Raw genomic sequence first — 22,475 nt, 5'->3', positions numbered from 1 at the left:
GTAGTCACTGGGAACGCGTGGCACCGCCCGTGGTGTCGTCACCCGGAGTCTCGGGCCGCTTGGTGAGGTCGAGCCCGTCCGCGTCGGCTGCCCGGCCGGTCTCCCCGGGCGAGGGCGTGGTCTCGACAGGAGCGGCCGGGGTCACGACCCGCGCGACGGCGCGCGGGGTCCAGCGGGTCTGCAGACCCGGGGCGACCTCGATGACGACGTACTCGTCCGTGCGCTCCACGACGGTCCCGAACATCCCCGAGGTCGTCATGACCTCCGCGCCCGGCCCGACGCTGTTCTGCATCTGCTGCTGGGCCTTCTGCTGCTTGCGCGTCCGGCTGAACATGAACACCAGCAGGGCGGCCATGATCAGCAGGAAGAACAACGAACTGCTGCTACCACCCACGACGAATCCTTCCCGCACCGGCGGGATCGACAGCTCACCGGTGCCTGCGCCGGCCCTGTGCCGGCACGGCCGGGCCAACGCCGGAGCCACCTGCCAGGTTCCGCAGGAGCCCGCCGCGGGACCGAACGCCCGGGCAGTCTAGGGGCTCACCCGTTCGGCCCCACCCGTCACGACACGCTCAGCCGGCGTCCCCCTCCTCCTCGGGAAGGGGCAACTGCCAGGCCGCTGCGGCCGGCGCGTCCCGCGGTGGCCTCAGTCCGAGGTGCGCCCACGTCTCCGGCAGGGCGATCCGCCCGCGTGGCGTGCGCCCGAGCAGGCCCTCGCGCACGAGGAACGGCTCGGCCACGGTCTCCACCGTCTCGGCCTCCTCGCCCACCACGACGGCGAGCGTCGACAGGCCGACCGGTCCGCCCCCGAACCGGCGGCACAGCGCGTCGAGCACGGCCCGGTCGAGCCGGTCGAGCCCGCGTTCGTCGACCTCGTAGACCTCCAGCGCGGCCCGCGCGGCGCGCCGGTCGACGATGCCGGACCCGCGGACCTGCGCCCAGTCCCGCACCCGGCGCAGCAGCCGGTTGGCGATGCGTGGCGTGCCCCGCGAGCGGCCCCCGATCTCGGCCGCCCCCTCCGCCGTCAGCTGCACCCCGAGCAGGGAGGCGCTGCGGCGCAACACCTTCACCAGCTCGTCGGGGGTGTAGAAGTCCAGGTAACCGGTGAAGCCGAACCGGTCGCGCAAGGGGGCCGGCAGCAGCCCGGCGCGCGTGGTCGCCCCGACGAGGGTGAACTTCGGCAGCTCCAGCGGGATGGCGGTGGCTCCGGGCCCCTTGCCCACGACGACGTCGACCCGGTAGTCCTCCATCGCCATGTAGAGCATCTCCTCCGCCGGCCGGGCCATGCGGTGGATCTCGTCGAGGAAGAGCACCTCGCCCTCGTCCAGGGAGGACAGGACGGCGGCCAGGTCGCCGGCGTGCTGGATGGCCGGGCCGCTGGACTGCCGCAGCGGGGCCCCCATCTCGGAGGCGACGATCATCGCCAGCGTCGTCTTGCCCAGCCCGGGCGGGCCGGAGAACAGGACGTGGTCGCTGGGCATGCCGCGCGCCTTGGCGGCGTCGAGGACGAGGGCGAGCTGTTCGCGCACGACCTTCTGCCCGACGAACTCGTCCAGACCGTGCGGTCGCAGCGCCGACTCGGCCGCGCGTTCCCGGTCGTCGGCCCCCGTGGTCACCAGCCGCTCCTCCATCAGCGACCCGACAGGTGGCGCAGGGCCGCGCGCAACGTCGCGGCCACGTCCAGGTCGGCGGCACCGTCGGCGGCACCGTCGGCGAGCACGGCGTCGACGGTGTCGCCGGCCTGCTTGGCCGGGTACCCCAGGCCGACGAGCGCCTCGACGACCTGCTCCTTGCGGGCGTCGCCGCCGGCGGGGGCGGTGGCGACCGGCGCGCCACCGGAGGGCGGCCCGAGCCGGTCCCCGAGCTCGAGGCAGATGCGCTGGGCCGTCTTCTTGCCGATGCCGGGCACCCGCACGAGCGCGGCGTGGTCGTCGGCGGCCACGGCCGCGCGGATCCCGTCGGGCCGGTGCACGGCCAGCATGGCCAGCGCCATCTTCGGCCCGACGCCGGAGGCGGTCTGGACGATCTCGAAGACCTCCTTCTCGTCGGCGTCGGCGAACCCGAACAGGGTCAGGGAGTCCTCGCGCACCACCAGCGAGGTGTGCAGCAGCGCCTCCTGCCCCACCCGCAGCCCCGCCAGCGTGGCGGGGGCGGCCAGGACGAACATCCCCACGCCCCCGACCTCGACGATCGCGGAGTCCAGCCGCACCGCGAGCACCTGCCCGCGCACCGACGCGATCACCAGCCACACCCTCCAGACAACGGGACGAACACGTGTACGAGAGGCTAACCACCCCCTGCGACACACCCCCTCAGGCGCGCCGCCCACCCCCGGGGTGCAGAGTGCGACCGTGAGCCACGAACAGCACGAGAACCCCCGCCAGAACGTCACCTTCGACGCCCCGGGCACCGAGACCGGGCACGCCCACGGCTACCTGCGCGTCCCGGAGTCGGGCCGTGGACCCGGCGTGATCGTGGTCCAGGAGTGGTGGGGCCTGACCGACCACGTCGTCGGCATCGTCGACCGCCTCGCCGCCGAGGGTTTCGTCGCCCTCGCCCCCGACCTGTACGGCGGCCGCACGACCCACGACTCGGCCGAGGCGGCGCAGTTCCTCACCGACCTGCCGCCCGAGCGCGCGGCCCGCGACCTCGCCGGGGCCGTGACGTACCTGCTGGACCGGCCCGAGACCACGTCGACCACGGTCGGCGCCGTGGGCTTCTGCATGGGCGGCGCGTTCGTCCTGACGCTGGCCGCGCAGCAGGGCGAGCGGATCGGCGCGGCCGTGCCCTGGTACGGCATCCCCGGCCCGGACACCGACTACTCCGGGCTGAAGGCCGCGGTGCTCGGCCACTACGGCGAGGAGGACTCCTCGGTGCCGCTGGAGGCCGTCCGCGCCACCGGGGACCGCATCCGCGAGCAGGCCGGGGTCGAGGTGACCCTGCACGAGTACCCCGCCCCGCACGCCTTCTACAACGACGAGCGGCCCAACTACCGCCGCGAGTCGGCCGAGCTGGCCTGGGAGCGCACGACGACGTTCCTGCGCGAGCGCCTGGCGGCCGCCTCGGCCTCGGCGTAGGCGTTCCGCCGCCCCGTCACCAGCGCGGAGTGCGCGGCGGCCTCCAGCCGGGAGGTCGCCCCGCCGCGCCACAGGTGGCACAGCGCCAGCGCGAGCGCATCGGCGGCGTCGGCCGGCCGGGGCGGGGTGTCCAGGCCCAGGATGCGGGTGACCATGGCGGTCACCTGCTCCTTGTCGGCCCGGCCGTTGCCGGTGACCGCGGCCTTGACCTCGCTCGGGGTGTGCATGGCCACGGGCAGCCCGCGCCGGGCCGCGGCGACCAGGACGAGCCCGGCGGCCTGCGCGGTGCCCATGACCGAGCGGACGTTGGACTGGGCGAAGACGCGCTCGACGGCGACGACGTCGGGGCGGTGGGTGTCCAGCCAGGTCTCCAGCCCCTCGCTGATCGCCAGCAGCCGGGACTCGATCGCGTCCTCGGCGGGGGTGCGCACGACGCCGACGGCGACCATCTGCGCCCGCCGGCCGGTCCGGACGGCGTCGACCACCCCGAGCCCGCAACGGGTCAGTCCGGGGTCGACGGCAAGAACGCGCACGGCCCCCACGATGGCACGGAGTCGTCGTGGGGGCCGTGCGCGGTGCACGCGCGGTGTGTCAGGCGTCCTCGAGGGCCGCCATGACGTCGTCGGAGACGTCGTAGTTGGCGAAGACGTTCTGCACGTCGTCGCAGTCGTCCAGGGCGTCGATGAGCTTGAACACCTTCGCGGCGCCCTCGGCGTCCAGCGGGACCTCGACGCTGGGCACGAAGCTGGCCTCGGCCGAGTCGTACTCGATGCCGGCGGCCTTCAGCGCATCGCGCACGGACGCCAGGTCGGTGGCCTCGCTGATGACCTCGAACGTGTCGCCCTGGTCGGTGACCTCCTCGGCCCCGGCCTCGAGCACGGCCTCCAGGACGGTCTCCTCGGTGAGGTCGGTGCCCTCCTTGCCGATGACGACGACGCCCTTGCGGCTGAACATGTACGCCACCGACCCCGGGTCGGCCAGCGAGCCGCCGTTGCGGGTCATCGCCGTGCGGACCTCCATGGCCGCCCGGTTCTTGTTGTCGGTCAGGCACTCGACCAGCAGCGCGACACCGTTGGGGCCGTAGCCCTCGTACATGATCGTCTGCCAGTCGGCACCGCCGGCCTCGGCACCGGAGCCGCGCTTGACGGCGCGGTCGATGTTGTCGGCGGGCACCGACGTCTTCTTCGCCTTCTGGATGGCGTCGTAGAGCGTCGGGTTGCCGGCCGGGTCGCCGCCGCCGGTGCGCGCCGCGACCTCGATGTTCTTGATGAGCCGAGCGAAGCTCTTGGCGCGCTTGGCGTCGACGACGGCCTTCTTGTGCTTGGTCGTCGCCCACTTGGAGTGGCCGGACATGTGCTTCCCTCCGCCTCGCTGAAACTGCCTGCCGTACAAAGGCCGTGCGAAAACCCAGTGTGCCGGTCAGCCGCGCTGCCGCACCATCGCCACGAAGTGGCGGTGCACCCGGTCGTCCCCGGTGATCTCCGGGTGGAACGACGTGGCCAGCAGAGCGCCCTGCCGCACGGCGACGATCCTACCCGCGGCCGGGCCCGCGCTCAGTCGGGCGAGCACCTGCACGTCGGGGCCGGCCTCCTCGACCCACGGTGCGCGGATGAAGACCGCGTCGACCCCCGGGCCGTCGTCGGTGATCCCGGGCAGCCGCAGGTCCTCCTCCCAGGAGTCCACCTGACGGCCGAAGGCGTTGCGCCGCACCGTCATGTCGATCCCGCCGAGGGTCTCCTGCCCCACCGCGCCGTCGAGGACGCGCTCGGCCAGCAGGATCATCCCGGCGCACGACCCGTACACCGGCAGCCCCTCGGCGATGCGGGCCCGCAGGGCCTCCCGCAGCTCGAAGACCCGCAGCAGCCGGTCGATCGTCGTCGACTCCCCGCCGGGCAGGACCAGCCCGTCGACGGCCTCCAGCTCGCCGGCGCGGCGGACCGTCACGGCGCGGGCACCGCCGGACTGCAGGGCGGCGACGTGCTCGCGGACGTCGCCCTGCAGGGCGAGGACCCCGATGGTGGGACTGGTGCTGCTCACCGCAGGAGGGTAGGTGCGAGCGCCGGGACCGGTGCACCCGGTCCCACCCGAACAGGTGCTCTCCGTCGCCGAGGGCCGGGTGAGCAGCGGCAGGTGCTGCTGGACACCCGCACCCTCACCGGTGGCGACCCGCTGGTCCTGGGCCGGGGGTCACCAGCTGCCCCCCGCCCCGCGACGCGGGCGGGTCAGTCGATGGGCGCCGGGTCCCCGGTCCACACCGGGGGCAGTTCGGCGAGGAGCCGGACGAGGTCCGGCGGGTAGTACGTCACGGCCGCGGCGAGGAGTTCGGCGGGCACCCACCACCGCGACTCGCTCACCGACTCGTGCTCGAGGTCGGTCCACCCGGTCCGGTCGACCTCGAAGCCCGCGCCCACCCGGTGCACGAAGAACTCCTCGGTCTGCCGGCACAGCGCGCCGAGGAACTCGAACTCCGCCGTCCGCGACCACACCGGCCCGTCCAGGACGGCCGGGTCGACGTCGAGCCCGGTCTCCTCGCGCAGTTCCCGGGCCGCCGCGGTGCGGGCGTCCTCCCCCGGTCCGCGTCCGCCGCCGACGGTGAACCACCAGTCGGTGCCGGGCCGGGACGGGTCGCAGCCGCGCAGCAGCAGGACGCGGCCCGCGTCGTCGACCAGGACGACGCGGGACGCGCTGCGGGTGCGGACGCCGTCGGGGCCGCAGCCCCACTCGGGCCCGAGCAGGTCGGTGGTCACCAGCCGCGGGTCGCGAGCCGGTGCGGTTCGGGGATGGCCTCGACGTTCAGCCCGACCATGGCCTCGCCCAGACCGCGGGAGACCTTGGCGATGACGTCGGGGTCGTCGTGGAACGTGGTGGCCTTGACGATCGCCTCGGCGCGCTGGGCCGGGTTGCCGGACTTGAAGATCCCCGAGCCGACGAACACGCCCTCGGCGCCCATCTGCATCATCATCGCCGCGTCCGCCGGGGTCGCGATGCCGCCGGCGGTGAACAGCACCACCGGCAGCTTGCCGTTCTGGGCGACCTCGCGGACCAGCTCGTACGGCGCGCCCATCTCCTTGGCGGCCACGTACAGCTCGTCGGGGTGCATCGAGCGCAGCCGGTTGATCTCGGCGCGGATGGTGCGCATGTGCGTGACGGCGTTGGACACGTCGCCGGTGCCGGCCTCGCCCTTGGAGCGGATCATCGCCGCCCCCTCGGTGATGCGGCGCAGCGCCTCGCCCAGGTTCGTGGCCCCGCACACGAACGGCACGGTGAAGGCGTGCTTGTCGATGTGGTGGGTGTAGTCGGCCGGCGTGAGGACCTCGGACTCGTCGACGTAGTCCACGCCCAGGGACTGCAGCACCTGCGCCTCGACGAAGTGCCCGATGCGGGCCTTGGCCATCACCGGGATCGAGACCGCCGAGATGATCGACTCGATCATGTCCGGGTCCGACATGCGGGACACCCCGCCCTCGGCGCGGATGTCGGCCGGGACGCGTTCCAGCGCCATGACGGCCACGGCACCGGCGTCGGCGGCGATCCTGGCCTGCTCGGCGGTGACGACGTCCATGATGACGCCGCCCTTGAGCATCTCGGCCATGCCGCGCTTGACCCGGTCGGTTCCCACGGCGGGTCCGGCGCTGTTCTCGGTGCTCACTCGCTAGGCCTCACGTTCGGTCAGAGGGGTTCAGGCGGGCGTCATCCTACGGCTGCGCTCAGACGTCCGAACCGTCGTCGAAGTCCGCGGTCTCCGGCACCCGGGCCCGTCCGGCCAGGTGCGCCCAGCGCACGATCCGCTTGGCCCGCAACCGCCGCGTCTGCACCACGGCGTCGTTGTGGAACCGGCGCGCCAGCTCCACCCGACGGGCCGCGTCGAGGACCCGGGCCAGGCCCGGGCCGTCCTGCGGGGGCAGCGCGGCCGTCAGCGCCCGGGTCAGGTCGCTCTCGACCCGCCACCGGGCGGCGTCGTCGGCGTCGTTGGCGTCGCGCAGCGCGGCGGGCGTCCGCGGCGCGTCCAGGCTCCTGGTGGCCGCGTCGGCCAGCAGCAGCGACGAGGCCGGGTCGAGGTCGCCGGAGGTGGCGTACTCCAGGGCGGCCGAGGCCCGCCGGGTCAGCTCGGCGTCCAGGGCGGCGCGGCTGGTCTCCACGCGGCGGTGCAACCGGTCGATGCGCTGGGCGGTGGCTGACAGGTACCAGGCCAGCGCGCACAGCACGAGCAACCCGGCCAGCGCCCACACCACGACGGTCACCGCGCCGCCCGCACGGTCTCGTACACCGTCAGCACCTCACCGGCCACCACCGACCAGTCGTACCGCTGCGCCGCGGCCTGTCCCGCCGCGGCCAGCCGTCGTCGCTCCTGCGGGTCGGCCAGGAGCTCCAGCACGGCGTCGGCCGCGGCCCGGGCGTCACCCACCCCGAACACCCGGCCGTGCGCGCCGTCGCCCAGGACCCGCCGGAAGGCCCCGAGGTCGGCGGCCACCACGGCCGCCCCGGCCGCCATCGCCTCGACCAGCACGATGCCGAAGCTCTCCCCACCGGTGTGCGGAGCGAGGTAGACGTCGGCGCTGGCCAGCAGCGACTCCTTGGCCGCGTCGTCGACCGCCCCGAGGAACTCGACGGAGCCGGGGTCCTCGAGCAGCTCGCGGGCCGCGGCGACGTCGCCGCGGCCGGCGACGAGGAACCGGCAACCGGGCACGACGGCACGCACCAGCGGCACGACCTCGCACAGCAGCGGCAGCCCCTTGCGCGGCTCGTCGAGGCGGCCGACGAACGCCACCACGGGCCGCTCGGGGGTGCCCGTCCACTCCGGTCGCGGCCGGGCGTCGGCGAAGGCCCGGGTGAAGACCCCGTTGGGGATGACGACGGCGTCCCCGCCCACGTGCTCGACGACGGTGCGGCGGGCGTCCTCGCTGACGGCGATGCGGGCGGAGATCTTCTCCAGGCTCGGCCGCAGCAGCGGGAACGCGGCCTGCATGGCCCGCGAACGCAGGTTGGCGGTGTGGAAGGTCGCCACCAGGGCGCTCGAGGGCGGGGCCGCCCACAGGGCGAGCAGCGAGGTGCTCGGCGACAGCGGTTCGTGCACGTGCAGGACGTCGAAGTCCCCCTCGGCCAGCCACCGCCGCACCCGCGCCGCGGTCACCGGGCCGAAGGACAGGCGCGCCACGGAGCCGTTGTAGGGCACCGCGACGACGTTCCCGCCGGGGTCGGCGAAGGACGGCAGGGTCGACTCGTCGTCCGCGGGGGCCAGCACCCGGACGTGGTGGCCGAGGCCGAGGAGGTGCTCGGCGAGGTCGCGGACGTGGAACTGCACCCCGCCGGGCACGTCGAAGGAGTAGGGGCAGACGATCCCGATCCGCACGGTCAGCTCCTCGGACCGGGTGGCAGGTCCGCGGGGAACAGCGGTTGCAGGACGTGCCACTCGTCGGGGTGGGCGCGCACGGCGGCGGCGATCTCGTCGGCGCAGGCCTGCGTCATGACCGCGACGGCCCGCCGCCGGTGCTCGCGCACGGTCTCGCCGGGTCCGCGGTCCGGAACCGGCACCCGCGGCCGGGTCTCGACGACCAGGACACGGGCACCGTCGCGGACCTCGTGGAAGACGGTCATCGGGAACAGCGGGGCGCCCGTCGCCAGGGCCAGCGCCGCCGGTCCCCGGGCCATCCGCACCCGCTCCCCGAGGAAGTCGACCTCGACCCCGGTCGACGACAGGTCGCGGTCGGCCAGCAGCGGCACGAACGCCCCCTCGCGCAGCCGCCGCAGCAGCGTCGGGAAGGTCGCCGGGTCGCCCAGCGGCAGCACCTCCATGCCCAGACCGCGGCGGAAGGCGAGGAACTCCTCGTACACCTGCTCGGGGCGCAGCCGTTCGGCCACGGTCACGACCGGGTGCAGGGCGCGCGCGGACCAGGCCGCCGCGTGGTCCCAATTGCCCAGGTGCCCCAGGAAGGCCACCGCGCCACGGCCGCTGCCCAGGGCGGTCCGCAGCTCCTCACCGTGCGTGAAGCGGACCGGCCCGACGGTGCGCTCGACGCTCCACGAGGGCAGCCGGAAGGCGTCCAGCCAGTACCGCGCGTAGCTGCGGAACCCGTCGCGGACCAGGGTGCCGAGTTCGGCCGGGCCGGCTTCGGGCCGGGCGCGGGCCAGGTTGCGGCGCAACTGGTCCACCCGGGGACCGCCGCGGGCCACGAGCGCGTCGGCGGTGCGCACCGACAGTCGGACGGCGACCTCCTCCGGCACGGTGCGCGCCAGTCGCCAGCCCCACCGGAACCCGGCCGTGGTCAGCCGGTCCCGTGCGCTCACGCGTCCGGCGCGGTGGCCGCCGTGGCCTGCCGGTGCACCGTCGTCATGCGCTGCACGACGGTGACGGCGCTGCCGACGGCGAGCAGGGCGAGGACCACCTGCAGGAAGCCCAACGGGACGCCGAGCCCGACGAACCCGGCTCCGACGAGCACGGCGACCATCCGCTCGCCGCGTTCGGCGATGCCGACGTTGGCGGTGTAGCCCAGTCCCTCGGCGCGGGCCTTGGCGTAGGAGACGATGCTGCCCAGCACCAGGCACAGCAGCGCCAGCCCGGCGGTCAGGTCGTCGTCCCCGCCGCGGGCGAACCAGACCGCGAGACCGCCGAAGACGGCGCCGTCGGCGAAGCGGTCCAGCGTCGAGTCCAGGTAGGCGCCCCACTTGCCCGAACGCCCCAGGGAGCGGGCCATGATCCCGTCGATGGTGTCGGAGAGCACGAAGATCGTGACCGCGAGCGAACCCCAGAACAGCTCCCCCATCGGGTAGAGCACCAGCGCGCTGGCCACCACCCCGAGCGTGCCGAGGAACGTCACCGCGTCCGGGGTCAGCCCGAGACGCAGCAGGAGCCGGGCGAGGGGTGTGAAGAGCTTCGTGGTCACCGCACGCGCGTACCTGTTGAGCATCGTCCCGTTCCGCTGGATCCCGTCGTCCGGACGGCTCACCCTAACGTCGGCGCGTCGCGTCGCCGCCGGGGCCGCGCCGGGGTCGGCGGTCACTACGGTCGGGACGTGCGACGGTTGCAGACCCCGGCCCGGTGGTGGCGATCGGCTGCCGCGGTCTCGTTCACCGTGCTGCTCGCCCTGGGCACGCTGCAGGGCAACGACGACCGGTGGCCGTTCGCCCCGATGTCGCAGTACGCCTTCGGCGTCGACCTGGACGGCGAGATCCGTTCCACGCACGTGGAGGCGGTCACCGTGGACGGTGCCGAGGTGGGCGTGCGGTTGTCCCCCGGCGGGGTCGGGTTGCGGCGGGCCGAGGTCGAGGGACAGCTGCGCCGGTTCGTCGACGACCCCGCGCTGCTGGAGGCCATCGCCGCGGCGCACGCCCGCCGGCACCCCGGCGACCCCCGCTACGCCGAGCTGGTCCTGGTGCAGGACGTCTCCGACCTCGCCGGCGGCCGCGTGGTCAGCACCCGGCGCGAGGAGCTGGCCCGCTGGAGCGTGCCGGACCCGCAGCACCCGCTGGGGTGCTGTCGGTGAGCTGGCGCGCCTGGTGGTTCCCGCCCGTCCCGTTGCGCCGCATCGCCGTCCTGCGGGTGGTGCTGTACCTGTTCGTGGTGTGGGACGCCTGGCGCATCACCACCTGGCCGCTGGCGCACGCCGACGTCCCCGAGCAGCTGTACCGGCCCGTCGCGCTGTTCCGGTGGCTGCACGTGCCGGCCCCGGCTCCGCCGGTCGTCCAGGCCGGCCTGGTCGTGCTGGTCCTGTCCGCGCTGGTCGCGGCCACCGGACGGCTGCCCCGGGCGGCCGGCGCGGTGTGCGCGCTGGCCTACCTGTACTGGCTGGGCAACGCGTTCGGCTACTCCAAGGTCGACCACGACCACGTCGCGCTGCTGGTGGCGCTGCTGGTGCTGCCGACGGTGGGGGCCGCGGGGCGCCGGGAGGGCCCGGCGGAGGCGGCCGGCTGGGCGGTGCGGTGCGTGCAGGTGGCCGCGGTGTGCACGTACTTCCTGGCCGCGGTGGCCAAGGTCCGCTTCGGCGGCTGGGACTGGGCCAACGGCGCGGTGACGACGTGGGCGTTCGCCCGCCGCGGCAACGACCTGACCGACGCCCTGGAGCAGGTCCCGTACTTCGTCGTCGGCATCCAGTGGGTGGTGCTGCTCGCCGAGTTCGCCAGCCCGCTCATGCTGTGGTTGCGCGGACGCGCGCTGGCCGCGGCGCTGCTGTTCTGGGCGTGCTTCCACCTCGGCACGTACCTGACGCTCGGCATCCACTTCCTGCCGACGGTGGTGTGCCTGCTGGCCTTCTTCCCGCTGGAGCGGGTGCGGCTGCCGCAGCGGCGCGTTCAGCCGGTGGGCTGATCCACCCACGCCCGCGCGAGCCGGGAGCGGGTGTCCTCCAGCAGTTCCGGCATCGCCTTCGTCCGGGCCACGACGGGCAGGAAGTTGGCGTCGCCCTCCCAGCGCGGGACGACGTGCTGGTGCAGGTGCGCGGCGATCCCCGCCCCGGCCACCGCGCCCTGGTTCATGCCGATGTTGAACCCGGCCGGGTTCGAGGCGGCCTTGAGCGTCAGCACCGCGGAGCGGGTGAACGCGGTGAACTCGGCCAGTTCCTCCGCTGCGAGGTCGACGTAGGACGACACGTGCCGGTAGGGGCACACCATGAGGTGCCCGGGGTTGTACGGGAAGAGGTTCAGCACCGCGAAGACGTGCTCTCCGCGGTGGACCACGAGGCCGTCGGCGTCGGGCTGACCCGGCGCCCGGCAGAACGGGCAGCTGCCCGGACCGTCGTCGGCCGGCTTCTTCTCCCCCTGGATGTAGGCCATCCGGTGCGGGGTCCACAGCCGGCCGAACCCGTCGGGTTCGCCCGCGAAGTCCTCCGCGGGCTCCACCTCGGTCACGCGCTCAGACCTGGACGCGGTCGCGCACGGCCGCGGCGATCCGCTCGACCGCGTCGGCGACGGGCACGCCGTTCTCCTGGCTGCCGTCGCGGAAGCGGAACGACACGGCGCCGTTCTCGACGTCCTCGGCGCCGGCGATGAGCAGGAAGGGGATCTTCTGCTTGGTCCAGGTGCGGATCTTCTTCGGCATCCGGTCGTCGGTGTCGTCGACCTCGACCCGGATCCCGGCGGCCCGCAGCTTGTCCGCCACCTCCAGCAGGTGCGGCACGTGCGCGTCCGCGACGGGGATGCCGACGACCTGGACCGGCGCCAGCCACGGGGGGAACGCGCCGGCGTAGTGCTCGACGAGGACGCCGAAGAACCGCTCCAGCGACCCGAACTTGGCCGAGTGGATCATCACCGGCTGCTGCTTGGACCCGTCGGCCGCGGTGTACTCCAGGCCGAACCGCGCGGGCTGGTTGAAGTCGTACTGGATGGTCGACATCTGCCAGGTCCGGCCGATGGCGTCCTTGGCCTGCACGGAGATCTTCGGGCCGTAGAACGCTGCGCCGCCGGGGTCGGCGACCAGTTCCAGCCCCGTCTCCTTCGCCGCGGTCTCCAGCACCGCGGTCGCCGCGGCCCACTGCTCGTCCGAGCCGATGAACTTCTCGGACTCGCCGCGGGTCGACAGCTCCAGGTAGTAGTCGTCGAGGCCGAAGTCCTTGAGCAGGCCCAGGACGAAGTCGAGCAGGTGCTTGATCTCCCGCGGTGCCTGCTCGGCCGTCACGTAGCTGTGCGAGTCGTCCTGGGTCAGCCCGCGCACGCGCGTCAGGCCGTGCACCACACCGGACTTCTCGTACCGGTACACCGACCCGAACTCGAAGAACCGCAGCGGCAGTTCCCGGTAGGACCGTCCGCGCGAGCGGAAGATCAGGTTGTGCATCGGGCAGTTCATGGCCTTGAGGTAGTACTTGGAGTTCTCCAGCTCCATGCCGGGGAACATCGTGTCCTCGTAGTACGGCAGGTGCCCGGAGGTCTCGAACAGGCCGCCCTTGGAGATGTGCGGAGTGCCGACGTAGGAGAACCCCTCCTCGATGTGCCGGCGGCGGACGTAGTCCTCCATCTCGCGCTTCACGACCCCGCCCTTGGGGTGGAAGACGACCAGGCCCGAGCCGATCTCGTCGGGGAAGGAGAACAGGTCCAGCTCGGCGCCCAGGCGGCGGTGGTCGCGGCGCTCGGCCTCGGCGATGCGCTCCTGGTAGGCCTTCAGCTCGTCCTTGCTGGGCCACGCCGTGCCGTAGATGCGCTGCAGCTGCGGGTTCTTCTCGCTGCCACGCCAGTAGGCGGCCGCCGAGCGGGTTAGGCTGAACCCGACGCCGACGAGCCGGGTGGTGGGCAGGTGCGGGCCGCGGCACAGGTCCTTGAAGGCCACCGAGTCGTCGCGCTTGACGTTGTCGTAGACCGACAGGCCGCCCTCGCCGACCTCGGCGCCGGCGCCCTCGGCCGCGTCCCCGGCCGAGGACTTCAGCCCGATGAGCTCCAGCTTGTACGGCTCGTCGGCCATCTCGGCGCGCGCCTGCTCGTCGGAGACGTCGCGGCGGACGAACCGCTGACCCTCCTTGACGATCTTCTGCATCGTCTTCTCGATCACCTTCAGGTCCTCGGGCGTGAAGGGCCGGGCGACGTCGAAGTCGAAGTAGAAGCCGTCGCGGATCGGTGGGCCGATGCCCAGCTTGGCCTCGGGGAAGTGCTGCTGCACGGCCTGGGCCATGACGTGCGCGGTGGAGTGCCGCAGGACGGCCAGCCCCTCCTCGGAGGAGACGAGGACGCCCTCGACCTCGTCACCGTCGGCCAGGACGTGCGAGAGGTCCCGCAGTTCGCCGTTGACGCGGGCGACGACGACGTCGCGGTCGTCGCTGAACAGCTCCCCCGCCGTCGTGCCGGTCGCGACCTGCTCCGGGGCGCCGGACCGGGTGATGGACAGCTGCGCGGACACTCGGGGGCCTCCGGGACGTTCGGGAACTGACCCGCCGACTCTAGCCGCCCGTGCTCACGGACAGTCGCACCACGTCCCCGGTCCGCACCGACCCCGGGGTCAGGACCCGCGCGAAGACGCCGGCGCAGTGCCTGGGGACGCCCACGACCTGCAGCTGCACGTCCCCCACGGCGCACACGGCGCCGGCCCAGTCCCGCGTGGGCGGCTCGTCCTCGCCGAACTCCACGACGAGGTTGGCGCGGCGGGAGTCGCCGCCGTCGGGCGCCGCCCGCTGCCGCAGGCTGACCAGGTGCAGGGCCTCGACCTGCCGGGCGCCGCCGGCGACGGGGGCCACGTGCGCACCGGGCACCTGCAGGTACTGCGCCAGGGGCACGCCGCCGGGCACCTCCACCCGCGGTTCGTGCGGTGGCCCGGCCAGGACCAGGTCCTCCAGCCGAGGGTGCCGCTTGGCGGCCAGGACCTCCCCCGCGGCGTCGACGACTGCGAAGCCCCGGTCCCCGACCAGCCCGTCGGGGCCGACGGCGGCCGAGCGCGGCGTCAGGCCGGGGAGCGACTTCACGGGGAAGAGGGCGAGGGAGCGCAGGACTCCGGTGACGGGCACCTTGCCGATTGTGCCGCGCAACGGCAGAACCCCCCGGCCGGGAGGGCCGGGGGGTTCTGGGAGTGGGCGATACTGGGTTCGAACCAGTGACCCCTTCGGTGTGAACGAAGTGCTCTACCACTGAGCTAATCGCCCGGTCGTCGCGCTCAGCGCGACCGGTGGGAAAACCATACCGGACCGGGAGCGGTGCTCCCGACCACCCACCCCACCTACCGCTCGAGCCCGGGGATCCACTGCAACTGGGCCGTCACGACCTCCGGGGTCCAGCCGGGCAGCCCCTGCCAGGCCAGGTAGCCCCAGACCACCGCGGCGCCGGCGGCAGCGGTTCCGGTGCCCAGTGCCGCCCGGGTGGCCAGCGAGCGCCGCGCGATCCACCGGGCCCAGCGGTGCACCTGCCGTTCGCCGAAGACCTTGAGCCGCTGGGCCGAGGAGAACTCGGTGCCCAGCAGCGCCAGCCCGAGGAAGACCACGAGCCAGCCCGGTCCGGGCAACGGGACCAGGAGCAGGCCGAGGGCGACGACGAAGGTGCCGACGGCGCCCACCACGGCCCGGTAGACGCGGTTGCGGTGGGCGTCGGCGCGGATGGCCTCCCGGCGGGCGTGCAGCGCCGCCCGGGCCCGGTGGAGCCGGTGCTGGTGGGCGGTCAGCTCGTCCTCGCCCACCCCCCTGGCGACGGGTTCGGCGGCCTGCGGCGGGTCGGGCAGGGGCCGGCGGCCGAGCGTGGCCCCGGTCAGGTCTTCACGCGGGTCTCCCGCCTGGTCGTGCGCTTCCTGCACCGCTCGCACCCGTCCCCCTCCGTTCCCGTGGTCTGCAGGGTGCAACGCACGACCGCTGCAGAACGCTCCCGCGCTGCTGTGCGGATTCCGCGCCCGGGTCCCCCGGCACCGTCACACCACGTGCACACGGGCGCCGGTGACGCCCTCCGCGGCCTCTTCCCACGGCCGGCGGAACCACCGGGGAACCACCGGCGACGCCCCGACGTCGGACTTGCATCGTTCGGGTGTTTCACGAGCGCTTTTGGTGGGAAACTCATCAGCACGGTCGCTGGAGCCCGTCAGCGGCCAAGAGCACACGGAGGTCGACGTGCCTGCACTGCCGCACCGCAAGACCGAGGTCGACGTCGACGTGTCCTTGCGGCTCCGGACCACCAGCGGTCCGGGACTTCCCGTCCCCGCCAGCCTGCACTACGGGGCTGACGACCCGTACGCCATCCACGCGGTCTTCCGTGGTGGCGACACCGACGTGGAGTGGGTCTTCGCACGTGACTTGTTGAGGGACGGGCTGTCCGCACCCGCCGGCACCGGAGACGTGCAGGTGCGGCCGTGCCCCGAGTCCCTCGACGGTCGCCCCCGGATCCTGCTGCGCCTGTCGTCGCCCGACGGCAACGCGGAGCTGGAGGCGGACGAGGCGGACGTCCGGCGCTTCCTGCGCCGTGCCGACGCCCTGGTGCCGCCGGGGCGGGAGACCCGCCACCTGGACCTCGACGAGCTCATCGCCCGTCTCGTGTCCTGAGGACGAACGCGACGTCCGCTCGGAGCCCGTCCCGGCAAGGCCGCCGGGGCGGGTTCCGGGCGATGGCACCTTCCAGGCGGGAGCCCGTGCGGATCAGCCCCCCGCCGGGCCGGGACGGGGTGCCGCCGAAGGGATTTGGCCCAGGCGCCGACGTGGGCTAGTGTTTTCAACGCCACGGGGAACCGGCCGGGAACGGCGGGGAAACCAGGGCATGCGGACGTAGCGCAGTTGGTAGCGCATCACCTTGCCAAGGTGAGGGTCGCGAGTTCGAGTCTCGTCGTCCGCTCTGAAGTTCGGCTTACGGGGCCGTGAGCCTCTACGGTGGAGTGGCCGAGAGGTTAGGCAGCGGCCTGCAAAGCCGTCCACACGGGTTCGAATCCCGTCTCCACCTCCACTCCGCACCGGGTAGCTCCCGGGGCGGGGCACCGAGGGCGATTGGCGCAGCGGTAGCGCGCTTCCCTGACACGGAAGAGGTCACTGGTTCGATCCCAGTATCGCCCACTCTCGACGAAGGGCCGGGTCCAGCGATGGACCCGGCCCTTCGTCGTTCCAGGGCGATGCGCGACCGTTGGCCACTCTCCGTGTCGATGCTCCACCGATCGAGTCAGAACCGTTACGGCACACGGGTTCTCCCCAGGTCGCAGACAGGATCGGCACCCCGGCTGCGACCTAGGGTCGTGTGCATGCCCGCTCTCGACCTCGCCTCCCGCCGCCCCCTGCGCGTCCTCTTCGTGCAGGGCCACCTGAGGGAGAACGGCGGTCTGCGCGTGGTCCTGGAGCTGGCGCGCCGGTTCGTGGCGGACGGCGTCGAGACCACGGTCTTCGCCCTCGAGGACGTCTGCGGAGTCCCGACCGCGACCCCGGACCCCTCCGTCCGGCTCGTCCTGGGCGCCGACGCGGCGCTGCCCGGCTCGCGTCGCCTCCCGCGCGGGGTGCGCCGCCTGGTCGCCGAGGCCCGCCACCACGACGTCGTGGTCTCCGGGTCCGAGATCGGTCACGGGGTGCTGGCGGGCTGGATCGCGGCCCGGCTGACCCGGCGTCCGTTCGTCGTGCTGGCCCAGGGCGACCTGGACGAGGCCGTCGCGGCGTGGGTCCCGCGGCACCTGCGCCGGGTGACGCGGCTGGCCGACGCGCACGCCGACGCCACGATCTGCGTCTCCCCCGGGCTGGTGCCCGGCATCGTCGCCAACGGCCAGCCGGCCGAGCGCACGCACGTCGTCGTCAACGGCGTCGACGTCGACGCGCTGCGCGCGCGGGCGGCCGGTCGGCCCCGCCGGCGCGTCGCGGTCCCGCAGGTGGTGTCCCTGGGCCGGCTGACCCCGCACAAGGGGTTCGACCTGCTGGTGCGCGCCTCGGCCGCCGTGCGGGCACGGGGCCTGGAGCACGAGCTGACCATCGCCGGCGAGGGTGAGGGCCGCGCCGACCTGGAGGCGCTCGTGGCCGACCTCGGCGCCGACCACGTGCGCCTGCCCGGTTTCACCGACCGTCCCGAGTCGGTGCTGTCCGGGGCCGACCTGTTCGTCTCCAGCTCCCGGACGGAGGCCATGCCCTTGACGCTGCTGGAATCCCTGGCGCTGGGCACGCCGGTGGTGGCCACCGACTGCTCGGTGGGCACCCGGATGCTGCTGGCCGAGGGGGAACTGGGCCGGCTGGTGCCGACGGAGTCCGTCGAGGCCCTCACCGAGGCGCTGGCCGCCCACCTGACGGATCCGGAGCCGCTGCGCGCGGCCGCCGACCGCGGCCCGGAGTTCGCCCGCCGGTTCGACCCCCAGCGCCTGTCCCGCGAGCACCTCGCGATCCTCGCGCGGATCGCCGGGCGCGACCTGCCCGCGGGTCTGTCCGCAGGGTCGCCGGAGCACCGCCAGGAGGCCCAGGACGTGCAGGTCGCCCGGCAGCGCACCGCCGCCGGGGACCGGCACGCCGCCTGACCCCGCCCTCCGCCCCTCGGGGGCTTCAGCGGGTCAGCGCCGGAGCGCCGGGACGACCCGCCGGGCGTTGCCGGCGTAGACCGCGGCGAGCTGGTCGGCGTCCAGGTCCAGCCCGGACACCGTCCAGCGTCCCTGGTCCGGTTCGGGGCCGTAGTCGAAGGCCTCGTCGGCCGTCTCCAGGACGCGGAACCAGCGCCCCACGGCGTCGGCGTCGAAGGGGAAGCTGTCGCTGCCCCACAGCACCCGGTCGGCGTGCCGGGCCACGAACGCCGCCGCGGCCCGCGGTTGCCGGCCCAGTTCGGCCAGCCGGGCCCCGGTGTCCACGACGAGGTTGGGGTGCCGGTCCAGGGCGTCGGAGACCCACTGCAGGTTCTCCGCCCAGCCCGCGACGTGGGCGCCGATGAAGGTCGTGCCCGGGTGCGCGCCGACGAGGGCGTCGAAGGCGTCCTGCAGCTGGCGGTGGCTGGGCAGGCCCTTGCCGTGCCAGCTCCAGTCCGGGTGCCGGGTCAGTTCCTCGAGGCGCTCGTTGTGCCGGTCGACGGGCCGGAAGAACGCCGGCGGGTCGCCGATGTGCACCAGCACGGGCAGTCCGGCTGCCCCGGCGGCCTCGAAGACGTCGGACAGCCGCGGGTCGTCGGGGCGCACCAGCGCGCCGTCGGCGTCGCGGACCAGCAGGCCCAGGTCCTTCCAGACCTTCAGGCCGGCCGCCCCCGCCCGGGCCGCGGCCTCGACCTGGGCGACCATGGCCGCCACTCCGGCCGGGCCCTGCGCGATGCGCCGCCACTCCACGTGGGCGAAGGTCGCGAACCGCCCGGGGTGGGCGCGGTCGTACCGGTCGAGGTTGGCCTCCAGGTCGCCGGGCAGGCCGTCGAGGTTGACGATCGCGGCGAGGTTCAGCTCGTCCATCCGCGCCAGCAGAGCCCCGACGTCGGGGGCCAGCCAGGCGTGCCCGCCGGTCAGCCAGCGGCCGAGGTGGTTGTGGGCGTCCACGGCGGGGACCGCGGCCCGTCGCACCTGCGTGACGGGCAGGACCAGCTCGCTGCGCGGGCGGTAGGCCGCCAGGCGGTGGGTGTTCAGCCGGGCCCGGGCGGCCAGGTCGCGGGCGCGGCGGCCACCGGCCGAGGTGATGCGGTGCAGGTCCACCCGTCCAGTCTCACCCACCGGGTGATCACCGACGCGACGGTGGGCGCGATCCTCACCCGGTCAGGTCAGGGCACCCACCGACGCCGCGCGGCCGCCTGCAGGCGCGCGGCCTCGCGCGCCGCGGCCTTGGTCGGGTCGGGCCAGACGCGGTCGACGGCGGAGTTGAGCGCGGCCCCGATGAGCACGGTGATGGCGAGGAAGTAGAACCAGATGAGCACCACGATCGGGGCGGCCAGCGGCCCGTAGATCGAGGTGGAGGGCCCCGCGACGGAGAACCCCAGCGCCCACCGCAGCACCCAGGAGATGAGCAGCCAGCCCAGCAGGGCCAGCAGCGCGCCGGGAACGTCCCGCCACCAGCGCGAGCGGACGGGGGTGGCCAGGTGGTAGAGCGTGGCGAGGCAGAAGACCGACAGCACGAGCACGACCGGCCAGTACAGCGTCGTCAGCACGTCCAGGTGCGGGGGCAGCCACTCCCCCAGCAGCCGCGGCCCGACGAGCACCAACGGCACGACGACGACCCCGACCAGCAGCGCGACCAGGTAGGTCGACAGCGACAGCAGCCGGGTCCGCACGATGCCCCGGTGCCCGCCGAGGCCGTACATGATCGAGATGGTGTCGACGTAGACGTTCAGGGCCCGCGACCCCGACCAGACGCTGACGGCGAAGGCCAGCACGGTCAGGTCGGCCCGGCCGGTGGTGGTCACCGAGTCGAACGTGGGGAGGATGACGTCGGCGATGGCCTCGGAGGTGAAGACCGCCTCGGTGATCCGGGCGAGCTGGTCGCGGACGGCGTCGACGTCCTCCGGCCCCAGCCAGCGGCCGAGGTAGCCCAGGCTGGCGACGATCCCGAAGACCAGCGGCGGCAGCGAGAGCAGGGCGAAGAAGCCGCCCTCGGCCGCCAGGCCGGTGACCCGGAAGCGCATGCAGGCCCCGACGGTCCCCGCGGCCAGCGTGCGCAGGTCCCGCCACACGCGCACCGGCACGGGAGGTGGCGAGGAGGTGACGGTGGGTGCCGCCCCGTCGTGGGCCGACTGCACGGTCTCGGGCATGGACTCCTGCCGGCGCTGCGGGTTCTCGCCCGGACGGGAGGTGTCCTGGGGCACGCCGCCACGGTAGCCGGGGCGGCCGGTCCGCCCCGGGCTGCCACTCCGGGAGGTGAGGTGGGCGCGGACCCGACATGATGTCGGGGCGACCACGACGACGAACGACGACACCTGCACCTTCGAAGCAGCTGGAGGGACTCCCCCCATGCAGATCTGGCCCGGACGGCCCTACCCCCTCGGCGCCACGTACGACGGCGCCGGGACGAACTTCGCCCTCTTCTCCGAGGTCGCCGAACGGGTCGAGCTGTGCCTCATCGCCGACGACGGGACCGAGCAGCGGATCGACATGCCGGAGGTCGACGGCTTCGTCTGGCACGCCTACCTGCCGGCAGTCCAGCCCGGTCAGCGCTACGGGTACCGGGTCCACGGCCCGTTCCACCCCGAGAGCGGATCGCGCTGCCAGCCCGAGAAGCTGCTGCTGGACCCGTACGCCAAGGCCGTCGACGGGCAGGTGGACGGGGACGAGTCCCTCTTCTCCTACTACTTCGAGCGCCCCGGCGAGGTGAACACCGAGGACAGCCTCGGGCACACCATGCTCTCGGTCGTCGTGAACCCGTTCTTCGACTGGGGCAACGACCGGCGCCCGACGCACGAGTACCACGAGTCGGTGATCTACGAGGCGCACGTCAAGGGCATGACGATGCTGCACCCCGACGTGCCCGAGGAGATCCGCGGCACCTACGCGGCGATGGCGCACCCGGCCGTCATCGAGCACCTCGTCGAGCTGGGCGTGACGGCGGTCGAGCTCATGCCGGTGCACCAGTTCGTGCAGGACACCCACCTGGTGGACAAGGGCCTGACGAACTACTGGGGCTACAACACCATCGGCTTCTTCGCCCCGCACAACGCCTACTCCTCCACCGGCCAGCGCGGCCAGCAGGTCCAGGAGTTCAAGTCGATGGTGCGCGCGCTGCACGAGGCGAACATCGAGGTCATCCTCGACGTCGTCTACAACCACACGGCCGAGGGCAACCACATGGGCCCGACGTTGTGCTTCCGCGGCATCGACAACCAGGCCTACTACCGCCTCGTGGACGACGACAAGAAGCACTACTTCGACACCACCGGCACGGGGAACAGCCTGCTCATGCGCTCGCCCCACGTGCTGCAGCTCATCATGGACTCGCTGCGGTACTGGGTCACGGAGATGCACGTCGACGGCTTCCGCTTCGACCTGGCCTCGACCCTGGCCCGCCAGTTCCACGAGGTCGACCGGCTGAGCGCGTTCTTCGACCTGGTCCAGCAGGACCCGGTCGTCTCGCAGGTCAAGCTCATCGCCGAGCCCTGGGACGTCGGGGACGGCGGGTACCAGGTCGGCGGGTTCCCGCCCCTGTGGACCGAGTGGAACGGCCGCTACCGCGACACCGTCCGCGACTTCTGGCGGGGGGAGCCGAAGACCCTGGGCGAGTTCGCCAGCCGCGTCAGCGGCTCCTCGGACCTGTACGAGCACTCCGGCCGCAAACCCATCGCGAGCATCAACTTCGTCACCGCGCACGACGGCTTCACGATGCGGGACCTGGTCTCCTACAACGAGAAGCACAACGACGCCAACGGCGAGGGCGGCGCCGACGGGGAGAGCCACAACCGCTCCTGGAACTGCGGTGTCGAGGGTCCGACCGAGGACCCGGAGATCATCGCCCTGCGCGCCCGCCAGCACCGCAACCTGCTGACGACGCTGCTGCTGTCGCAGGGGGTGCCCATGATCCTGCACGGCGACGAGCTGGGGCGGACCCAGCGCGGCAACAACAACGTCTACTGCCAGGACAACGAGATCTCCTGGATCGACTGGAAGCTGTCCGACGCCCAGAAGGAGCTCCTGGAGTTCAGCAAGCGGGTGGTGGCGCTGCGGCGCAGCGAGGCGGTCTTCCAGCGGCGCCGGTTCTTCGCCGGCGAGGCCGGCCACGGCGGGGAGAGCGAGGTCGGCGACATCGAGTGGTTCTCCAACGAGGGTCAGGAGATGACCGACGCCGACTGGAGCGACCACTCCAACCGCACCGTCATGGTCTTCCTGAACGGCGAGGCCATCCCCGAGCCGGACCGGCGCGGCGAACGCATCGTCGGCGACTCGTTCCTCATCCTGTACAACCCCTGGCACGAGACCGTGGAGTTCACGCTGCCGGAGAAGGCCTACGGCGACGACTGGCGCCCGCGCCTGGACACCGCCGACGACCAGGTCGGCATCGTCTCGATCTTCACCGAGGAGTCCGCCTTCTCGCCGGGCGCCAAGCTGCCCGTGGCGGCGCGCTCGGTCCTCGTACTGGCTCGTGAACCCCTGGGAGAGAAGTGACCTACCGT

Annotated in this window: 24 protein-coding genes and 4 tRNA genes; 9 read left to right on the top strand and 19 right to left on the bottom strand. The window is 73.4% G+C overall.

What is annotated here, in order from left to right; all coding sequences use genetic code 11:
- Positions 1-4: 4 nt before the first annotated feature.
- The 3 genes from yajC to ruvA all read right to left on the bottom strand — a co-directional run bounded on the left by yajC (position 5) and on the right by ruvA (position 2,242).
- Positions 5-394 carry a preprotein translocase subunit YajC gene (gene yajC, locus ACRYR2_RS20700; RefSeq protein WP_432564774.1) on the bottom strand — a complete coding sequence of 130 codons (390 nt, stop codon included), beginning with the start codon at positions 392-394 and terminating at the stop codon, positions 5-7.
- A 178-nt stretch (positions 395-572) separates the two neighbouring features.
- On the bottom strand, positions 573-1,631 hold the full coding sequence (gene ruvB, locus ACRYR2_RS20695; RefSeq protein WP_432564773.1) for a Holliday junction branch migration DNA helicase RuvB: 1,059 nt from the start codon (positions 1,629-1,631) through the stop codon (positions 573-575).
- Complete coding sequence (ruvA, locus tag ACRYR2_RS20690; RefSeq protein ID WP_432564772.1) at positions 1,631-2,242, bottom strand: Holliday junction branch migration protein RuvA; 612 nt, start codon at positions 2,240-2,242, stop codon at positions 1,631-1,633. Before ruvA ends, ruvB begins: the two co-directional genes overlap by 1 nt.
- A gap of 109 nt (positions 2,243-2,351) precedes the next feature.
- Here ruvA and ACRYR2_RS20685 point away from each other — a divergent pair, with 109 nt between their 5' ends.
- Positions 2,352-3,077: a dienelactone hydrolase family protein gene (locus ACRYR2_RS20685; protein ID WP_432564771.1), complete on the top strand. Its 726-nt coding sequence runs from the start codon at positions 2,352-2,354 to the stop codon at positions 3,075-3,077.
- Here the strand turns inward: ACRYR2_RS20685 and ruvC are convergent.
- The 9 genes from ruvC to pgsA all read right to left on the bottom strand — a co-directional run bounded on the left by ruvC (position 2,990) and on the right by pgsA (position 9,982).
- A complete protein-coding gene (gene ruvC / locus ACRYR2_RS20680) occupies positions 2,990-3,610 on the bottom strand; it encodes a crossover junction endodeoxyribonuclease RuvC (protein ID WP_432564770.1) in 621 nt (206 codons plus the stop codon). The two genes, ACRYR2_RS20685 and ruvC, sit on opposite strands and share 88 nt — an antisense overlap.
- A 58-nt stretch (positions 3,611-3,668) precedes the next feature.
- A complete protein-coding gene (locus tag ACRYR2_RS20675) occupies positions 3,669-4,430 on the bottom strand; it encodes a YebC/PmpR family DNA-binding transcriptional regulator (protein WP_432564769.1) in 762 nt (253 codons plus the stop codon).
- A gap of 66 nt (positions 4,431-4,496) precedes the next feature.
- Positions 4,497-5,114, bottom strand: a complete 618-nt coding sequence (pdxT, locus tag ACRYR2_RS20670) for a pyridoxal 5'-phosphate synthase glutaminase subunit PdxT (RefSeq protein WP_432564768.1) — start codon at positions 5,112-5,114, stop codon at positions 4,497-4,499.
- Positions 5,115-5,299: 185 nt separating this feature from the next.
- The gene (locus ACRYR2_RS20665; RefSeq protein WP_432564767.1) at positions 5,300-5,824 is read right to left on the bottom strand and encodes an NUDIX hydrolase; all 525 of its coding nucleotides are present in this window, start codon (positions 5,822-5,824) and stop codon (positions 5,300-5,302) included.
- Positions 5,821-6,726: a pyridoxal 5'-phosphate synthase lyase subunit PdxS gene (pdxS, locus tag ACRYR2_RS20660; RefSeq protein WP_432564766.1), complete on the bottom strand. Its 906-nt coding sequence runs from the start codon at positions 6,724-6,726 to the stop codon at positions 5,821-5,823. The genes ACRYR2_RS20665 and pdxS overlap by 4 nt, the downstream gene beginning before the upstream one ends.
- Before the next feature lie 58 nt (positions 6,727-6,784).
- A complete protein-coding gene (locus tag ACRYR2_RS20655) occupies positions 6,785-7,318 on the bottom strand; it encodes a hypothetical protein (protein WP_432564765.1) in 534 nt (177 codons plus the stop codon).
- Positions 7,315-8,427, bottom strand: a complete 1,113-nt coding sequence (locus ACRYR2_RS20650) for a glycosyltransferase family 4 protein (protein ID WP_432564764.1) — start codon at positions 8,425-8,427, stop codon at positions 7,315-7,317. Before ACRYR2_RS20650 ends, ACRYR2_RS20655 begins: the two co-directional genes overlap by 4 nt.
- Before the next feature lie 2 nt (positions 8,428-8,429).
- A complete protein-coding gene (locus ACRYR2_RS20645; protein WP_432564763.1) occupies positions 8,430-9,362 on the bottom strand; it encodes a phosphatidylinositol mannoside acyltransferase in 933 nt (310 codons plus the stop codon).
- Positions 9,359-9,982, bottom strand: coding sequence for a phosphatidylinositol phosphate synthase (pgsA, locus tag ACRYR2_RS20640; protein WP_432564782.1), 624 nt, complete (start codon positions 9,980-9,982; stop codon positions 9,359-9,361). The genes ACRYR2_RS20645 and pgsA overlap by 4 nt, the downstream gene beginning before the upstream one ends.
- Before the next feature lie 105 nt (positions 9,983-10,087).
- Between pgsA and ACRYR2_RS20635 the strand changes: the two genes are divergently transcribed.
- Positions 10,088-10,558: a hypothetical protein gene (locus ACRYR2_RS20635; RefSeq protein ID WP_432564762.1), complete on the top strand. Its 471-nt coding sequence runs from the start codon at positions 10,088-10,090 to the stop codon at positions 10,556-10,558.
- On the top strand, positions 10,555-11,379 hold the full coding sequence (locus ACRYR2_RS20630) for a hypothetical protein (RefSeq protein ID WP_432564761.1): 825 nt from the start codon (positions 10,555-10,557) through the stop codon (positions 11,377-11,379). The genes ACRYR2_RS20635 and ACRYR2_RS20630 overlap by 4 nt, the downstream gene beginning before the upstream one ends.
- On the opposite strand, the gene ACRYR2_RS20625 is transcribed toward ACRYR2_RS20630, so the two are convergent.
- The 5 genes from ACRYR2_RS20625 to ACRYR2_RS20605 form a co-directional block, all read right to left on the bottom strand.
- Complete coding sequence (locus tag ACRYR2_RS20625; RefSeq protein WP_432564760.1) at positions 11,364-11,918, bottom strand: HIT family protein; 555 nt, start codon at positions 11,916-11,918, stop codon at positions 11,364-11,366. The genes ACRYR2_RS20630 and ACRYR2_RS20625 overlap by 16 nt on opposite strands.
- Positions 11,919-11,922: 4 nt before the next feature.
- Complete coding sequence (gene thrS / locus ACRYR2_RS20620; RefSeq protein WP_432564759.1) at positions 11,923-13,893, bottom strand: threonine--tRNA ligase; 1,971 nt, start codon at positions 13,891-13,893, stop codon at positions 11,923-11,925.
- 40 nt (positions 13,894-13,933) lie between these two features.
- Positions 13,934-14,494: an MOSC N-terminal beta barrel domain-containing protein gene (locus tag ACRYR2_RS20615; protein WP_432564758.1), complete on the bottom strand. Its 561-nt coding sequence runs from the start codon at positions 14,492-14,494 to the stop codon at positions 13,934-13,936.
- A gap of 63 nt (positions 14,495-14,557) precedes the next feature.
- Positions 14,558-14,629: transfer RNA gene (locus ACRYR2_RS20610), tRNA-Val, on the bottom strand.
- Between the two features lie 74 nt (positions 14,630-14,703).
- A complete protein-coding gene (locus ACRYR2_RS20605) occupies positions 14,704-15,270 on the bottom strand; it encodes a TIGR02611 family protein (RefSeq protein ID WP_432564757.1) in 567 nt (188 codons plus the stop codon).
- Positions 15,271-15,577: 307 nt separating this feature from the next.
- On the opposite strand from ACRYR2_RS20605, the gene ACRYR2_RS20600 reads away from it, so the two are divergent.
- The 5 genes from ACRYR2_RS20600 to ACRYR2_RS20580 all read left to right on the top strand — a co-directional run bounded on the left by ACRYR2_RS20600 (position 15,578) and on the right by ACRYR2_RS20580 (position 17,934).
- The gene (locus ACRYR2_RS20600) at positions 15,578-16,006 is read left to right on the top strand and encodes an SsgA family sporulation/cell division regulator (RefSeq protein ID WP_432564756.1); all 429 of its coding nucleotides are present in this window, start codon (positions 15,578-15,580) and stop codon (positions 16,004-16,006) included.
- Positions 16,007-16,219: 213 nt separating this feature from the next.
- Positions 16,220-16,292 (top strand) — tRNA-Gly (locus ACRYR2_RS20595).
- 34 nt (positions 16,293-16,326) lie between these two features.
- Positions 16,327-16,400: transfer RNA gene (locus ACRYR2_RS20590), tRNA-Cys, on the top strand.
- Positions 16,401-16,435: 35 nt separating this feature from the next.
- Positions 16,436-16,507, top strand: a tRNA-Val gene (locus tag ACRYR2_RS20585).
- 182 nt (positions 16,508-16,689) lie between these two features.
- Entirely contained in the window at positions 16,690-17,934 is a 1,245-nt protein-coding gene (locus tag ACRYR2_RS20580) for a glycosyltransferase (RefSeq protein WP_432564755.1), read from the top strand.
- A 33-nt stretch (positions 17,935-17,967) separates the two neighbouring features.
- On the opposite strand, the gene ACRYR2_RS20575 is transcribed toward ACRYR2_RS20580, so the two are convergent.
- Entirely contained in the window at positions 17,968-19,077 is a 1,110-nt protein-coding gene (locus ACRYR2_RS20575) for an amidohydrolase family protein (RefSeq protein WP_432564754.1), read from the bottom strand.
- 65 nt (positions 19,078-19,142) lie between these two features.
- A complete protein-coding gene (locus ACRYR2_RS20570) occupies positions 19,143-20,180 on the bottom strand; it encodes a YihY/virulence factor BrkB family protein (RefSeq protein ID WP_432564753.1) in 1,038 nt (345 codons plus the stop codon).
- A gap of 145 nt (positions 20,181-20,325) precedes the next feature.
- Here ACRYR2_RS20570 and glgX point away from each other — a divergent pair, with 145 nt between their 5' ends.
- Positions 20,326-22,467, top strand: a complete 2,142-nt coding sequence (gene glgX / locus ACRYR2_RS20565; protein ID WP_432564752.1) for a glycogen debranching protein GlgX — start codon at positions 20,326-20,328, stop codon at positions 22,465-22,467.
- Positions 22,468-22,475 lie beyond the last annotated feature (8 nt).

The sequence above is a fragment of the Kineococcus deserti genome (genome assembly GCF_050871945.1).
GTDB lineage: Bacteria > Actinomycetota > Actinomycetes > Actinomycetales > Kineococcaceae > Kineococcus.
This window is presented reverse-complemented; position numbering and strand designations above follow the sequence as displayed.

Bases quoted from the DNA above. Each gene is read 5' to 3' on its own strand.
- ruvB (WP_432564773.1), bottom strand. From the start codon at position 1,631: ATGGAGGAGCGGCTGGTGACCACGGGGGCCGACGACCGGGAACGCGCG.
- ACRYR2_RS20675 (WP_432564769.1), bottom strand. From the start codon at position 4,430: ATGTCCGGCCACTCCAAGTGGGCGACGACCAAGCACAAGAAGGCCGTC.
- pgsA (WP_432564782.1), bottom strand. From the start codon at position 9,982: ATGCTCAACAGGTACGCGCGTGCGGTGACCACGAAGCTCTTCACACCC.
- ACRYR2_RS20580 (WP_432564755.1), top strand. From the start codon at position 16,690: ATGCCCGCTCTCGACCTCGCCTCCCGCCGCCCCCTGCGCGTCCTCTTC.
- glgX (WP_432564752.1), top strand. From the start codon at position 20,326: ATGCAGATCTGGCCCGGACGGCCCTACCCCCTCGGCGCCACGTACGAC.